Raw genomic sequence first — 14,344 nt, forward strand, 5'->3', positions numbered from 1 at the left:
CGTTCACCGCATTCCACCCGCCGGCAGCTTCATGCGAACTCCGGCCATGAAGCTGCGGCCGGAGGCCGGAAAGTAGAGCGGGAGATTGTTGCCGTACTGGTCGAGCGTGACGTAGCCGACCGTCGCGTAGCGGCGATCCGCCACATTGCGGACCGCGGCGAAGAACTCCGTCTGCCCAAGGGTCTGATTCGCGCCCAGGTTCAACACCGCGTAGTCGGGGAGCGGGTACTGATTGTCCTCGTCGATCCACTGGCGCGTGGCGCCCGCGACCTCGGCGCTCACAGAGCCGCGCCACTGGTGCTCCCAGGTGACGCGCCCGAAGATCTGGTTCTCGGGCACGGTGTTGATCTGCTTGCCGTCGTGTGGGCCACCGTCGAATCGGGCCTGAGTCCAGGCGTACGAGACCAGCCCCGAGAACCCGTGAACGGGCTCCAGTGATAGCTGAGCCTCGACGCCCAGGTGCTTGCTCCGGTCGATGTTGTCGAGCCTGAAATTGGCGAGGTCGAAGCCGATCTCGTCCCGCGAACGGATGTAGTAGCCGGCAGCGTCGAGCCACAGGCCATGCCCCAGGGCGGTTCGCGCGCCGAGGTCCCAGTGATCGCCGGTCTGGGGCTTCAGCACGTTGCTCGAGATATGAAAGGTCCCGAAGCCCAGGTCGTAGGGCCGCTGATCGTAGAGCTGCTCCAGCTCCGGCGCCTTGAACGCGCCGGCGTACGAGAGCCAGGCGTTCCCGCCGCGAGGCAGTGCGGCGTTGAGCGCCACGGTCGGGCTCACGGCGCGTTGATCGTCATCGGGGCCGCGCGGCGCGGAGTCGGTCGGGTCGTCGAGGCTCGAGCGCAGCCAGTCCACGCGTCCCCCACCCACCAGCGTCAGCATCGCGCCCATCGGCACGCGCGCCACGCCGTACAGCGCGCCGCTGGTGCGATCCACGTTGCCGGCGCCCACTTGGGCTCCGCTGGCCGGGTCGTGGTAGCGAGACTGCAGCACGCCGAACCGGTACTCGCCGCCGATCAGAACGTCGGGCATCCCATGCGCGCCGGGCGTCCAGTGCAGGCGCAGTTCGTTCCGGCTGTAGTGAAGCCGGCTGCTGCGATCGAGCGCGCTGGTGGGAATGATGGTCTCGGTGGCGTCCACGTCTTCGGAGGTGCCGGCCGCCAGCGCCACCAGGTCGAGGGTTCGCGAGGGGTTGCCTTCCAGCTCGAGCGCGCCGTCGTAGGTGTGATCGTTGTGATTGTCGGTCGGGGTGATCGACTCCTTCGGGTTCACCTGCCAGTCGGGATAGGGGAGCGGGCCCGGCACCTGCTGCTCCCCCTGGTGCGCGAGCAACCGCGCGCGCAGATTCCAGTGCGGGTCGAAGATGATCTTCGAGAACGCGTAACCGCTCGCCACTTTCGACTGGCTGTTGTCGCGGTAACCGTCGAGCCGATCGTACGAGCCCGAGACGGTTCCCTGGTTGTGCGGCGAATTCCACGAGCCGCCGCCGGCGACCGTCGCGCGCCCGACGCTGCCGCCGCTCGCCTGGCCCCACAACGTGCTCGACTCCCCGGGCTGGAGCGTTACCACGTTGACCAGGCCCGCCATCGACGCGGTGCCGTAGAGGAACGATGCCGGCCCGCGCAGGAATTCGACGCGGCTCACCTGCGCCGGAGTGAGCAGCCCCCAATCCACCTTGCCGGTCTCGAAATCGTTGGTGGGGATCTCGTCCACCAGCACCAGCACCGGGCTGGTCGTCCCCTGCGCAGCAAATCCGCGCGCTTCGACCGAGCCGTTGTTCTCGGTGCCGTTCATGTCGAGCACGTGGACGCCAGGAACCGGCGCCAGCACGTTCTGAACGCTCTGCGCGGTGCCGAGCCGGATCTGACGCGGCGAAATCACGGTCGCAGTGGTGGCGAGATCGGTGAGGCGAAGTCCGAGCTTGCTCGCCCGCACCACCACTGTGTCTTCGTAGACCACGCGTCCCAACGTGGTGTCGGCAGCCGTCGCCGCCAGCGACGGATTCGGCGCGCTCAACAGCGCGAGCAGGATCGCCGCGACGACCGGGTTGCGGGGCATGCGCAGATTATCGACGCGCTTCCATGCGTACATGAGGGGCTCTCCGGCGGACGCCTCGCGTGCGCGCCGCGGGTTCGAGTGGGGTACCGTGGCGGGCGCAGACTAGCGCGAGACGGCGGTCGCGGTCACGCCGCGATCACGATGTGGCCCCGGGGACCGACTCTTGAAGCCGCTCGACCATCTGGTCTACGTGGCGTTCGAACTCGAGCGCGCAGTGGACGACTTCGAACGGCGCTTCGGCGTTCGGGCGAGCCCCGGCGGCCGGCACCCGGGCGCGGGCACCCACAACGCCCTGCTCTCGCTCGGCGGGAATGCCTACCTCGAGATCATCGCGCCGGACCCGCTGCAACCCGCGCCGGGTCACCCGCGCTCGTTCGGCCTCGACTCGCTCCGCGCCCCACGGCTTCAGACCTGGGCGGTGAAGCACGCCGATCTCGAAGAGCTTCTCTCGCAGGCGCTCGCGCTGGGCATCGACCTCGAGCGAGTGGAATCCGGATTCCGGCGTCGGCCCGACGGCGTCGAGCTGAGCTGGCGCTACGCCGGAATCCGGGCCGACCGGCTGGGCGGCGTGATTCCCTTCTTCATCGACTGGGGGGTTTCGGCGCACCCCTCGAGCAGTGCCGCCCCCGGGCTGAGATTCGTCGGGCTGCGCGCCGAGCATCCCGATCCCGATCGCGCCCGCGCGTTGCTCGAAGGCCTGGGCATCGGGATCGACGTCACGCGCGGGCCGGAAGCGGCGCTGATCGCGACGCTCGGCGGTCCGCGCGGCGAGCTCGAACTGCGTTAGAGTCACGCACTCGCAGGCCGTCCGTCATGAACGAGCACGATCCCCATCCGCTTTACGAGATGAACCCGCTCGGCCGGTTCTCCGACCGCGCCGAGGACTACCGGCGCCACCGGCCCGACTATCCCGCGGCCGCGATCGACGCCATGCTGCGCGGGCTCGGCGACCCCGCGCGGCTGAGGGCCGCCGACATCGGCGCGGGCACCGGCATCTCGGCACGCTTGCTGGCCGATCGCGGCGTGTTCGTCTTCGCGATCGAGCCCAACGCGGCGATGCGAGCTGCCGCCGAGCCTCATGCTGGCGTCGAGTGGCGGGAGGGGAGCGCGGAGGCCACCGGCCTCGAGGCCGCGAGCGTGCGACTCGTCCTGTGCGCGCAATCCTTCCACTGGTTCCGGCCCGAGCGGGCGCTGCCCGAGTTCCACCGCATCCTGGCCGCGGACGGGCGACTCGCGCTGGTGTGGAACGTTCGCGAGGCCGAGGATCCGGTGACGAGCGAATACACGCGCATCATCCGCGAGGTGAGCCACGATCATCCCGCCGAGGTGCGCGCGTTCGATTCGCAGGCTCTGCCCGAGAGCCGCTGGTTTTCGCCGGCGCGGATCGAGAGCGTTCCGCATTCGCAATCGCTCGACCTCGAGGGGCTGATCGGCCGCGCCACCAGCTCGTCCTACGTCCCGCGCGATCCGGCCTCGCTGCAGCGCCTGCGCGAGCAGCTCGGCGCGGTATGGAGCCGGCATCGGGATGCCGGCGGTCGCGTGTCGCTGCGCTACCGCACCGATCTGTTCCTGGCCGATCCATCACCCAGGCGCTGACGGAAATCCGGCGCCCGTGCTACAGTTCATCGTCACTCTGCCGCTCCGCTCGACTGCCTCAGGGGGATCCATGAGCCGCACCCCAACCCGGATTGCGCTGGCCGCGGCCCTCTTGATCGGCCTGCTCGCGGGCTGCAAGTCCGCGACCCCCATCAAGACGCTGCTCGACGACCCGGGCCGCTTCGACAAGCAGGTGGTGCGAGTGAGCGGGACGGTGAGCCATGCGGTCGGCGCGATCGGGTACGGCGCGTTTCAGCTCAATGACGGCTCCGGGACGATCACGGTGGTGACCAAGACCGAGGGCGCGCCGCGGGACGGCGCCCAGGTGGGGGTGGAGGGCGAATTCCGTTCGGCCTTCACCGTCGGCACCGAGTCGGTGGCGGTGATCCTGGAGCATCAGCGGTACTCACCCTGAGCCCCGCGCCGCGGGTTCGGCGCTCATCACGATGACCCCTCATTTCGCCGTCTTGCTGCTCGCGCTCGCGTCGCCACCCGCTTCCGCTCAGGGAGGCTGGGCGAATCTCGCGGTGCCCACCTCGGTGCGCGCGGGATCGACGATGGAGATCGCGATCGGCCGGCCGCCGGCGGGCGTCGATGAGTTCGAGCTCCTGCTCTCGCTCGACGGTGGCCGCACCTGGCCGGTGCGTGTGACGCGAGAGCTCGAGGGCGCCGAGCAGGTGGTCCGCTGGCAGGTGCCCAATCTGCCGGCGCAGGCGGCGCGCATCCGCGTCCGCTTCGAGCGCGACGAGCACGAGGTCGAGGGACCACCCAGCGCCTCATTCCAGATCGTCGCCGACCGTGAGGCCCAGGACCTTCATGCATTCCATGAGGGCAACTGGTGGGAGGGAATGGAGGAGCGAGAGGAGCAGCCGGGCACCTCGCTGCGTTCCGACTCCGTGCCGGAGCTCTCGGCGCGTTCGCCCGAGCCGCTGTTCGAAGCCTCCAGCTCTCCCGCGATTCCCGGCCGGCCGGCCGCGATTCGCACCGCGCGAGTGTTCGAGGCCGGCGCGGGCACGCCCGGCGCAAGCGTCTCTCACCCCTCGCCTCAGAGGCTCGAGCCGCTCCGAAACTGATCCCGCCTCCTCTCGTTCGCTCTTTTTATCCGAAAGCCCAGGAACCAAGAACTGGCGGGTACGCGCTGCCCTGCTCGCGGCGGTCCCCGTGGTTTCATTTTTCGCCGCCAGGCCGATGGACGGCCGAGGCGAGCGCCAAGACTTTTGCGGCGCTGATTTCTGGCGCCCGGGGGTGACCCGGTGACACCGGGAAGGTAGATCCGGGTAGGGCGGCGGCTCATTGACAGAGCCGCCGCCCCGGGCCCAGCATTCGCGAGCGTGCTGATCCCGATCGACTGTGGTTCAAGCTCCACGTGAAGACGTCGCCGCGCCCTCAAACATCTCCATCAGTTGTGCCGCCGGCCCCGCAACGTGCGGCGCAACGTGCGGTGGTGGGTTTCGTGGTGCGCTTCGTGCTGGGCTGGGCGGTGGCGCTGGCGCTGGTGGCGTTCGTCCCGGCGCTCGACCAGTGGTGGATCCATCGCACCGTGGGCGGCGTCGCGAGAATCGCCCCGCTCTTCCACATGGCCTGCGACCCGCGCGGCGCGAATCTCTCGCTGGGCGGCACCGGCATCGCAATCGTCTCCGACTGCACGCCGATGATGCCGATCGCCGCTCTCTGGATCGCGATGCTGGCCTTCCCCGCGCCATGGCCGTGGCGCGCCGGGGGCATGCTGGCCGGCGCGGGACTGCTGTGGATCTACAACCTGCTTCGAATCTTCGCGCTGGTGCCGGTGATGCGCTATCGGCCCCAGTGGTTCGACTTCATCCACATTTACCTGTGGCAGACCGTCACGCTGCTGGTGGTGTTCGCGCTGTTCATGCTGTGGCTCCGCACTCAGCGAGGGGCGCGGAAGGGCCGGACCGCGAGTTCGGCGAGCGCCGCACCGTGAAGTGGCTGCTGCGCTTCATCGGCTGGGCCACGCTGTTCGCGATCCCGAGCTACCTGCTCTCGGGCCCCTGGCAGCGCGCGCTCGCAGCGGTGGCCGAAGCGGCCGTCAATCTGTTCGGCGCCAGGATCGAGATGCAGGAGGTGCAGATCATGGCGCCGTTCGACATCGGCATCTACGCCGCGATGTGCCTGGCCAGCCGCCGCGCTCCACCGCTTGCTCGGCGGGCGGCCCTGGAGCGCGGCGCGCTGCTCATGCTGGCGCTCGAGCTGGTGACCGTGATCGCCGCGGTGCTGGTCTACCGGACGCTCCCCGCCGGCGTCGGAGATCAGGGTGCGTTGCGTCTCGCTGAAACCGTCATCGAGTTCGTGCCGTGGGCCAGCGCCACCGTGGTGTGGCTGATCATGCTCGGCGCGTGGGAGCTGCCGCTCGGCGAAGCACCTGCTAACCTGTCGAAGTCGAGTTCATCGCGATCCACTTGAAGGAGCGATCCATGGGCAAGCCCAGTCACGCCGACGCCGAGCTGCTGCTGCATCTCTACGAAGTCCGCCGCGATCCGGAGCTGCGCCGCGCGCGTCAGTGGTTCCTCACCGAGTTCAAGCCCTCGAACTGGGCCGAGATCAAGTCGCGCTACCTGAGCCACAGCGACGAGGATCGCTGGTTCCGCATGACCACTTCTTACTGGGAGCTGGTGGGGACGCTCGTCAACCGCGGCGTGCTACACGACGAGCTGTTCTTCGATCACACCGGCGAGGACATCGTCACCTGGGAGCGCTGCAAGTCCTGGATCGTCGACGCGCGCGCCGACATCCGCGCCACCTATCTCTATCAGTTCGAACGCCTGGTGTCGGCGCACCAGGCGTTCCGCCAGCGCACCATCGCGGCATTCCTCAAGCAGAACGGCGCGAACGGCTCGGGGGCCGGGAAAGCAACGCGCCGCCGCGCCGCCGCGCGCAAGTAGCATGTCGTCTTCGTTCGGCCGGCTGTTCGTCGTCACCACCTTCGGCGAGTCGCACGGGCCGGCGGTCGGGGTGGTGGTGGACGGCATGCCGCCCGGCATTGCCGTGGAGGCGGCCGCGATCCAGCGCGAGCTGGACCGCCGCCGTCCGGGCCAGAGCGCGCTCACCACCCAGAGGCAGGAGGCCGACCAGGTGGAGCTGCTGTCGGGCGTGTTCGAAGGCGTGAGCCTCGGCACTCCGATCGCAATGCTGGTGCGCAACACCGACGCGCGATCGAAGGACTACGAAGCGCTGCGCGAGGTGCTGCGCCCCGGGCATGCCGACTACGTCTATCTGGAGAAGTACGGGGTTCGCGATCATCGCGGCGGAGGACGTTCGTCCGGGCGCGAGACGGTGGGCCGCGTGGCGGCCGGCGCGCTGGCGCGCGCGGCACTCGCCACCGTGGGCGTGAGCATCGTCGGCGGCACGGTCCAGGTGGGCGAGGAGCGCACCGAGCGGCGCGAATGGAACGAGGTCGAGAAGAATCCGGTGCGCTGCCCCGATGCCGAGGCGGCGGCGCGAATGGCCCGCGTCATCGAGACCGCGCGCGACGCGAAGGATTCGGTGGGCGGCGTGGTCGAAATCGTGGCGCGCGGCGCGCCGGCGGGGTGGGGCGATCCCACCATGGACAAGCTCGACGCCCGGCTCGGCGCCGCGATGCTGTCGATTCCCGCCACCAAGGGCGTCGAGATCGGCGGCGGGTTCGGCATGTCCGCGCTCCACGGCTCGCAGACCAACGACGTGTTCGACGGCGAACGCTTCGTGACCAATTTTTCGGGCGGCATCGCCGGCGGCATCACCAACGGCGCCGATGTGGTGGTGCGGGTGGCCGTCCGGCCGGCGACCTCGATCGGCAAGGCGCAGACCGCCGCCAAAGTGGGCGGCGGCACCACCACCGTCGAGATCCAGGGCCGCCACGATCCCTGCATTTGTCCGCGCGTGGTGCCGGTGGCCGAGAGCATGATGGCGATCACGCTGATGGACGCCTGGCTCCGCCAGCGCGCGCTGCGCGGGCGCGATCGCTAGCTCCGGCTTTGACCGTTCGGCGAGCGCCGTGATAGCGTTTTTGCGGTCGTTTCACGAGGAGAGACTCTCGGATGCGCAGTGCTCTGTGGACCTGGCAGTGGTATCGCGGCGCCGATCGGCGCCGGGAGTCCGCGCGGGTCCGCGGCTGAACGACCTCGACCACGCGTGATCTCCCGGCCCACGCCTCAACGGCGTGGGCGTTTTCGTTCGAGGCGAAATCGATGCTGGTGTTGCTGCAGAAGGGGCTTCCCGAACCCACGGTTTCCGACCTGATGGGCTGGCTGCGCATGGCCGGCCTGACGGTGCACCGCACCGACTTCGAGGGCCAGGTGCGGCTGGCGGCGCTGGGCGAGGTGGGCACGGTCGACTGGGAAGTGGTGCGAAAGATTCCCGGGGTCGCCTCGGCCGGCAAGATCCAGGTCCCATTCAAGCTCGCGAGCCGCGCCTTCCAGCCGCAGGACACGCTGATCACCGTCGGCCGCTGCACGATCGGGGGGCCGCAGCTCGCGATCATGGCCGGACCATGCTCGGTCGAAAGCGAGACCCAGGCGTTCGCGATCGCCGAGGCGGTGGCGAAATCCGGTGCCACCATCATGCGCGGCGGCGCGTTCAAGCCGCGCACTTCGCCCTATTCGTTCCAGGGGCTGGGCGAGGCCGGGCTGCGCATCCTGCGGCGCGCCGCCGACGCCCACGACCTCGCGGTGGTGAGCGAGGTGATGGACACGCAGCAGGTGGAACTGGTGGCGCGCTACGCCGACATCCTCCAGATCGGCGCGCGCAACATGCAGAATTTCTCCCTGCTCAAGGAGGTCGGCCACACCCACAAGCCGATCCTCCTCAAGCGTGGGCTGGCGTGCACCATCGAGGAGTGGCTGATGAGCGCCGAGCACGTGCTGTCGCAGGGCAACTCGCAGGTGATCCTGTGCGAGCGCGGCATCCGCACCTTCGAGACCTACACCCGCAACACCCTCGACCTGAACGCCATTCCGGTGGTGAAGGAGCTGAGCCATCTGCCCGTGATCGTGGATCCCTCGCACGGCACCGGAATCCGCAACAAGGTGGCGCCGATGGGACGCGCGGCGATCGCGGCCGGGGCCGATGGCGTGATCGTCGAGGTGCACCATGATCCGGATCACGCGCTCTCGGACGGCGCCCAGTCGCTCTATCCCGAGCAGTTCGACGAGCTGGTCCGGCAGATCCGCACCATCGCCGAGGCGATCGGGCGAAGAGTCTAGCCCCCGAGCTGGAGCCCGGCGCGCAAGGGGATGACCCGCGCGGAATCGGGGCCGATGAACGTCAGGACCCGCAGTTCCCCGAAGATCCCGACCGGCATGCCGCCCGGGTGCCAGGAAGCGCCCAACCCGAACGTCTGGCAGACGCGGCCCTCGGTGTCGGTGAAATCGAGCTGTCCGTAAATGACGTTCTCGATCTGCGCGTAGGGAGTGAACAGCAGCCGGGATCGGAACCAGCCGTAGCCCAGGCCGGCTTCGACATAGGGTCGCAGATCTCCATGCGCCTCTTCCCATCTCGCCGCGACCGTCGCCACCGACATGTCGGTCCAGCTCGTCATGGCAAGGAAGATCGCATCGCCCTGCTGCTCGAGATGCGAATACTCGAAGCGCCCGACGATCCCCAGGTGTCTTCCCACGGGCGCCGCCACAGCGATTGCAAGGGACGTCGCGCCGGTGAGATCCCCCTCGGTTCCGCCGGCTCCGATCTCGAGGCTTGGCGACCGGTGGCGCGGCGGCAGCTCGGCCTCGCGGATCGCTTCCGCCGAGTCCGAGGCGCTCATGCCGCGTGGCGCGCCGACGATGACGCCCGCGCGAGCGGCGGGGGCGAGCGCGCAGGGAAGCAGCGACATCAGCAGATAGATCAGCGGCGCGTGGCGATTCACGACGGCCTTCTTCCTTCGGCTCCGGTGGCACGGGGCCCGGTGGCAACCGATGTTACTCCTCGCGTTCGCCCGGTCACAGGACCTGGTGGGCCACGGCCCCGGCGCTTGACGCCCGCCTGAACGCTGCGATTTACTGCTTCGCCTCGCGGGCGCTTAGCTCAGCTGGTAGAGCACTTGCTCGACAAGCAAGGGGTCACTGGTTCAAGTCCAGTAGCGCCCACCACCTTCTCCCTTACCCGCTTCGCCGTCGGGCTTCGAGGAAGCCCTCACCGTGACCATGGCGCCCACCGAAGATCGTCCCGAGGTCGCCCGCTATCCCGGGGGCGAGCCGCTCTATCGCCTGAGGCATTCGGCGGCGCACGTGCTCGCCACTGCGGTGACCGAGCTGTTCCCCGAGGTCAAGGTGGCGGGCGGGCCGCCGGTCGAGAACGGCTTCTACTACGACTTCGCGCGCGAGCAGCCGTTCACTCCCGAGGATCTGGAGCGGATCGAGGCGAAGATGCGGGAAGTGGTCGCGGCCAATCAGCCCTTCGAGTACGCGGAGGTCTCGCGCGACGAGGCGCGCCGGATCTTCGAGCGCGCGGGGGAGAAGTACAAGCTCCACTTCCTCGACGTGATTCCCGAGGGCGCGAAGGTCACCACCTATCGCAACGGCCCGTTCCTCGATCTGTGCCGCGGCCCTCACGTGAAGAGCACCGGCGACATCAAGGCTTTCAAGCTCACCCACGTCGCGGGCGCTTACTGGCTGGGGCAGGAGCGGAACGAGATGCTGCAGCGCATCTACGGCACCGCCTTCCCGACCCAGCAGGAACTCGACGACTACCTCCAGCGCGTCGCCGAGGCGCTGCGTCGCGACCACCGGCGGCTCGGGCGCGAGCTCGATCTCTACTCGATCCACGAAGAGGTCGGGGCCGGCCTGGTGCTGTGGCATCCCAGGCTCGGCATGGTGCGGCACGTGATCGAGCAGTTCTGGAAGGACGAGCACCTGAAGCGCGGCTATCAGCTGGTGTACACCCCGCACATCGCCAGCGAGCGGCTCTACGAGATCTCGGGGCACCTCGTGAACTACGCCGACATGATGTACTCGCCGATGGACATCGACGGGCATCCCTACCGGGTGAAGCCCATGAACTGCCCGGGTCACATCATGATCTACAACACCCGCAAGCACTCCTATCGCGAGCTGCCACTGCGCTACGCCGAGCTCGGCACCGTCTACCGGTACGAGCGCTCGGGCGTGTTGCACGGCATGGAGCGCGTGCGCGGCTTTACCCAGGATGACTCGCACGTCTTCTGCACTCCGGATCAGCTCGCGGGCGAGGTCGAGGCCATCCTCGACCTGATGGACCATCTGCTCCGCACTTTCGGCTACCGGTACGATTGCTATCTCGCCACGCGCCCCAAGGAGAAGTATCTGGGCTCCGACGAGGAGTGGGCGTTCGCGACCGACGCGCTGCGCCAGGCGCTCGAGCGCCGCAAGCTCCCTTACGAAGTCGACGAGGGCGGCGGCGCGTTCTACGCGCCCAAGATCGACGTGAAGCTGAAGGACGCGATCGGGCGCGAGTGGCAGTGCCCCACCATTCAGGTGGACTTGAACCTGCCCAAGCGCTTCGGCGTCCACTACACCGGCCCCGACGGCCAGGACCACGAAGTGATCATGCTGCATCGCGCATTGCTCGGCTCGATGGAGCGATTCGTCGGCATCTACATCGAGCACACCGGCGGCGAGTTCCCGGTGTGGGTGGCGCCGGTACAGGTGAAGATCATCTCCGCCAATTCCAAGGCCAACGACTACGCGGCCGACACCGCGCGCTTCCTGCGCGACGGGGGATTGCGGGTCGAGGTCGACCAGCGCGACGAGAAGATGGGGGCCAAGATTCGCGACGCCGAGCTCGAGAAGGTGCCCTATATGCTGGTGGTGGGGCCCCGCGAGGCCGAAGCCGGCACCTGCTCGCCGCGCCGCAAGGGCGCAGGTCAGCTCGAGGCCATGAGCCGCGAGGCGTTCCTGGCGCGCGTGCTGGCCGAGGTGCGCGAGAAGAAGTAGCGCTCGCCACACCCCCGATGCCGACTCGTATCGCCCTGCTGCGCGCCATCAACGTCGGTGGGGTCACCGTGCCGATGGCCGAGCTGCGCTCGTTCTTCGAGAAGCTCGGCTTCGCCTCGGTCCGGACGCTCCTCCAGACCGGCAACGTCGTGTTCGAGACGGCGCAAAGGGGCGATCTCGAGAAGCTGCTCGAGGCCGAAGCCGCCAAACGTTTGAAGCTCGCGACCGACTTCCTGGTCCGGGATCCGGCCGAGTGGAACGAGATCCTCGATCACAACCCGTTCGCGAAGATGGCGAGGGAGGATCCCGCCCGCCTGGTGGTCATGCCCCTCAAGCACGCGCCCACCGCGGCCGGGATCGCGACGCTGCGAGCGGCGATTCCCGGGCGGGAGCAGATCGCGCCTGGAGCTCGACACCTCTACATCACCTACCCCGATGGGCAGGGGCGTTCCCGTCTCAACCTCAAGCTGATCGAGTCGAAGCTCGGCACGCGCGGCACGGCGCGGAACTGGAACACGGCGCGAAAGATCTTGGAATTGGCCGGAGAATAGCTTTCCGCGAACGGTATAATCCTCGGCATGGGAGCCCCGGCCCCATCTCGCGCCGCTGCGCGCCGCACCGCGCGCGGAACTCGAAGCCGTGACCTTCCAGCCGGCCACGGATCCGCCCCTCACGACTTGCTGGAGCGCTTTCTCCTTCCGCGGCCTTCGGTCGAAGACCGGCGTGCCGCCGGCAAGCGCCTGCGCGATCGAGTGCCGCGAGAGAGCCACGCGCGATTCAAGCCCTCGCCACGCCGCCGCGATCCGCTGGACATCCTGCGCGAGCAGGAGAAGTCCCGGCTTCCCGAGTACGTGCCCATTCGGCATTCGCGCATGCTCGAGTCGCCGTTCGCGTTCATGCGCGGCGCCGCCGCCATCATGGCCGCGGATCTGATCGGCACGCCGGCCACCGGCCTTCATGTTCAGACCTGCGGAGATCTGCACGTTGCCAATTTTGGCGTGTTCGCCTCGGCCGAGCGCAATCTGGTCTTCGGCATCAACGATTTCGATGAAACGCTGCGCGGGCCGTGGGAATGGGACCTCAAGCGCCTCGCGGCCAGCCTGATCCTGGTCGGGCGCTACATTGGAGACCGTAGGTCACACGTTCGCGACTCGGTGCGCGCGCTGGTCACCAGTTACCGGGAGCGCATGCGCGAGTACGCCGAGCTCGGCCATCTGCAGCTCTGGTACTCGCGCATCGACGAACCGGCAGTGATGGCCGCGCTCTCGCCGCGAGTGTCCGCTCGCCTCGACGTGATGTTCCAGAAGGCGCGCAAGCGCACGCACCTCCAGGTGCTCGACAAGATGACCGAGATCGTCAACGAGCGGCTGCGAATCGCCGAGGATCGCCCGCTGATCGTGCGCGAGACCCACACCTCGGACGGAATTCCGATCCTCAAGGCGCTGGAGAATCTGCTTCGCGCCTACCTCGCCACCCTCAATCCCGACCGTCGCCGGCTGCTGGCCCAGTACCGGGTGATCGACGTCGCGCGCAAGGTGGTCGGCGTCGGCAGCGTGGGCACGCGATGCTGGGTGGTCTTCCTCAACGGCAATCACGACGACGACCCGCTCTTCCTCCAGGTCAAGGAGGCACAACCTTCGGTGCTCGCGACCTACGGAGGTCTCGATTCCGGCCACGAAAGCGAGGGCCGGCGCATCGTGGATGGCCAGCGGCTGATTCAGGGCGCCCCCGACATCTTTCTCGGGTGGGGCACCGGGATGGGATTCCATTTCTACGTCCGGCAGCTCCGCGACATGAAGGGGGGCATCGAGATCACGCCCGAATCCGACGCCGAAGCCGGGGAGGAATACTGCCGCCTGTGCGGGTGGGCGCTGGCCCTCGCGCACGCGCGCGGGGGAGACGCGGCGTCGATTTCCGGGTACCTTGGTCGCAGCGAGGTCTTCGACGAGGCGATCTTGGAATTCGCGGAAGGCTACGCCGAGCAGTCGGAGCGTGACTACGAGCGCTTTGCCAAGGCGGCGGGGCGCGGAGCGATTCGAGTGGCCGGAAGGCCCCGGTCGAAACGGTAGGGGGATCGACGGATGCGGTTCTCGGGATTCGCGATGGCGGTGGCGTCGATCGTCGTGCTCCTGAGCGGTTCGGCGGGCCTGGCCTCGCCGCCATCTCACCAGCCGGCCGCGCCGACCGCGGATCAGGCGCTCCAGGAGCTGAAGGCGGGGAACCAGCGGGAGTCGTCGGGGCATTCGACTCACCCGCACGCCAGCAGCACCTGGCGCTTCACTCTGGTGTCGGGCCAGCATCCGCATTCGGTGGTGCTCAGCTGCGCGGACTCGCGCGTCGCTCCGGAGCTGGTGTTCGATGCCGGATTCGGCGACATCTTCGACATCCGGGTGGCCGGCAACATCGCGGATGACGCGGTGATCGCGAGCGTCGAATACGCGGTCGAACACCTGCACGTTCCGGTGGTGGTGGTGATGGGCCACCAGAAGTGCGGCGCGGTCTCGGCGGCGGCCGAAGGCGGGACCCCCGAAGGACATCTCGGCGCGCTGATCACGCCGATCCTGCCGGCGGTCGAAAAGGCCAAGACCCTGCCCGGGGACCGAGTCGAGAATGCCGTTCGCCTGAACGTCGAGAATGTGGTCGCACAGCTCAAGGCCAGTGAGCCCGTGCTCGCCGCCCACGTGAAGTCGGGCGATCTGAAGATCGTCGGCGCGGTCTACTCGCTGGAAACGGGGAAGGTGAGCTGGCTGCCCTGAGCGCGCCCCCGGGCGCTTGAACTGGGGCCGGTTCTG

The 14,344-nt window shown here is 68.5% G+C and carries 15 protein-coding genes and 1 tRNA gene; 14 read left to right on the top strand and 2 right to left on the bottom strand.

The window, feature by feature from the left end; all coding sequences use genetic code 11:
• Window positions 1-3 precede the first annotated feature (3 nt).
• Window positions 4-2,052, bottom strand: a complete 2,049-nt coding sequence (locus VMJ70_08340; GenBank protein ID HTO91126.1) for a TonB-dependent receptor — start codon at window positions 2,050-2,052, stop codon at window positions 4-6.
• Window positions 2,053-2,215: 163 nt separating this feature from the next.
• Here VMJ70_08340 and VMJ70_08345 point away from each other — a divergent pair, with 163 nt between their 5' ends.
• The 9 genes from VMJ70_08345 (at window position 2,216) to aroF (ending at window position 8,849) form a co-directional block, all read left to right on the top strand.
• Window positions 2,216-2,839: a VOC family protein gene (locus VMJ70_08345; GenBank protein HTO91127.1), complete on the top strand. Its 624-nt coding sequence runs from the start codon at window positions 2,216-2,218 to the stop codon at window positions 2,837-2,839.
• Window positions 2,840-2,865: 26 nt separating this feature from the next.
• Window positions 2,866-3,648: a class I SAM-dependent methyltransferase gene (locus tag VMJ70_08350; protein ID HTO91128.1), complete on the top strand. Its 783-nt coding sequence runs from the start codon at window positions 2,866-2,868 to the stop codon at window positions 3,646-3,648.
• A 70-nt stretch (window positions 3,649-3,718) separates the two neighbouring features.
• Window positions 3,719-4,063 (top strand): hypothetical protein, encoded by a 345-nt coding sequence (locus VMJ70_08355; GenBank protein ID HTO91129.1) that lies wholly within the window; start codon window positions 3,719-3,721, stop codon window positions 4,061-4,063.
• Window positions 4,064-4,094: 31 nt separating this feature from the next.
• Window positions 4,095-4,721, top strand: a complete 627-nt coding sequence (locus VMJ70_08360; GenBank protein ID HTO91130.1) for a hypothetical protein — start codon at window positions 4,095-4,097, stop codon at window positions 4,719-4,721.
• Window positions 4,722-5,089: 368 nt separating this feature from the next.
• Window positions 5,090-5,593: a hypothetical protein gene (locus tag VMJ70_08365; protein ID HTO91131.1), complete on the top strand. Its 504-nt coding sequence runs from the start codon at window positions 5,090-5,092 to the stop codon at window positions 5,591-5,593.
• Entirely contained in the window at window positions 5,590-6,072 is a 483-nt protein-coding gene (locus VMJ70_08370; GenBank protein HTO91132.1) for a hypothetical protein, read from the top strand. The genes VMJ70_08365 and VMJ70_08370 overlap by 4 nt, the downstream gene beginning before the upstream one ends.
• 11 nt (window positions 6,073-6,083) lie before the next feature.
• Window positions 6,084-6,551, top strand: a complete 468-nt coding sequence (locus tag VMJ70_08375; protein ID HTO91133.1) for a hypothetical protein — start codon at window positions 6,084-6,086, stop codon at window positions 6,549-6,551.
• Window position 6,552: 1 nt separating this feature from the next.
• A complete protein-coding gene (gene aroC, locus VMJ70_08380) occupies window positions 6,553-7,614 on the top strand; it encodes a chorismate synthase (GenBank protein HTO91134.1) in 1,062 nt (353 codons plus the stop codon).
• 221 nt (window positions 7,615-7,835) lie between these two features.
• The gene (gene aroF / locus VMJ70_08385; protein HTO91135.1) at window positions 7,836-8,849 is read left to right on the top strand and encodes a 3-deoxy-7-phosphoheptulonate synthase; all 1,014 of its coding nucleotides are present in this window, start codon (window positions 7,836-7,838) and stop codon (window positions 8,847-8,849) included.
• Here the strand turns inward: aroF and VMJ70_08390 are convergent.
• Window positions 8,846-9,508: a hypothetical protein gene (locus VMJ70_08390; protein ID HTO91136.1), complete on the bottom strand. Its 663-nt coding sequence runs from the start codon at window positions 9,506-9,508 to the stop codon at window positions 8,846-8,848. The genes aroF and VMJ70_08390 overlap by 4 nt on opposite strands.
• Before the next feature lie 147 nt (window positions 9,509-9,655).
• Here VMJ70_08390 and VMJ70_08395 point away from each other — a divergent pair.
• From VMJ70_08395 to VMJ70_08415, 5 genes are all read left to right on the top strand, one after another.
• Window positions 9,656-9,731, top strand: a tRNA-Val gene (locus VMJ70_08395).
• Between the two features lie 54 nt (window positions 9,732-9,785).
• Window positions 9,786-11,552: a threonine--tRNA ligase gene (gene thrS / locus VMJ70_08400; GenBank protein ID HTO91137.1), complete on the top strand. Its 1,767-nt coding sequence runs from the start codon at window positions 9,786-9,788 to the stop codon at window positions 11,550-11,552.
• A 17-nt stretch (window positions 11,553-11,569) separates the two neighbouring features.
• Window positions 11,570-12,103: a DUF1697 domain-containing protein gene (locus VMJ70_08405; protein ID HTO91138.1), complete on the top strand. Its 534-nt coding sequence runs from the start codon at window positions 11,570-11,572 to the stop codon at window positions 12,101-12,103.
• Between the two features lie 126 nt (window positions 12,104-12,229).
• Window positions 12,230-13,621, top strand: coding sequence for a DUF2252 domain-containing protein (locus VMJ70_08410; GenBank protein HTO91139.1), 1,392 nt, complete (start codon window positions 12,230-12,232; stop codon window positions 13,619-13,621).
• Between the two features lie 12 nt (window positions 13,622-13,633).
• On the top strand, window positions 13,634-14,308 hold the full coding sequence (locus tag VMJ70_08415; protein ID HTO91140.1) for a carbonic anhydrase: 675 nt from the start codon (window positions 13,634-13,636) through the stop codon (window positions 14,306-14,308).
• Window positions 14,309-14,344: the final 36 nt, after the last annotated feature.

It is taken from the genome of Candidatus Sulfotelmatobacter sp. (genome assembly GCA_035498555.1).
In the GTDB taxonomy this organism is placed as follows: Bacteria; Eisenbacteria; RBG-16-71-46; order RBG-16-71-46; family RBG-16-71-46; genus DATKAB01.

Bases quoted from the DNA above. Each gene is read 5' to 3' on its own strand.
- aroC (HTO91134.1), top strand. From the start codon at position 6,553: ATGTCGTCTTCGTTCGGCCGGCTGTTCGTCGTCACCACCTTCGGCGAG.
- VMJ70_08415 (HTO91140.1), top strand. From the start codon at position 13,634: ATGCGGTTCTCGGGATTCGCGATGGCGGTGGCGTCGATCGTCGTGCTC.
- VMJ70_08405 (HTO91138.1), top strand. From the start codon at position 11,570: ATGCCGACTCGTATCGCCCTGCTGCGCGCCATCAACGTCGGTGGGGTC.
- VMJ70_08350 (HTO91128.1), top strand. From the start codon at position 2,866: ATGAACGAGCACGATCCCCATCCGCTTTACGAGATGAACCCGCTCGGC.
- aroF (HTO91135.1), top strand. From the start codon at position 7,836: ATGCTGGTGTTGCTGCAGAAGGGGCTTCCCGAACCCACGGTTTCCGAC.
- VMJ70_08340 (HTO91126.1), bottom strand. From the start codon at position 2,052: ATGCCCCGCAACCCGGTCGTCGCGGCGATCCTGCTCGCGCTGTTGAGC.
- VMJ70_08355 (HTO91129.1), top strand. From the start codon at position 3,719: ATGAGCCGCACCCCAACCCGGATTGCGCTGGCCGCGGCCCTCTTGATC.
- VMJ70_08375 (HTO91133.1), top strand. From the start codon at position 6,084: ATGGGCAAGCCCAGTCACGCCGACGCCGAGCTGCTGCTGCATCTCTAC.
- VMJ70_08360 (HTO91130.1), top strand. From the start codon at position 4,095: ATGACCCCTCATTTCGCCGTCTTGCTGCTCGCGCTCGCGTCGCCACCC.
- thrS (HTO91137.1), top strand. From the start codon at position 9,786: ATGGCGCCCACCGAAGATCGTCCCGAGGTCGCCCGCTATCCCGGGGGC.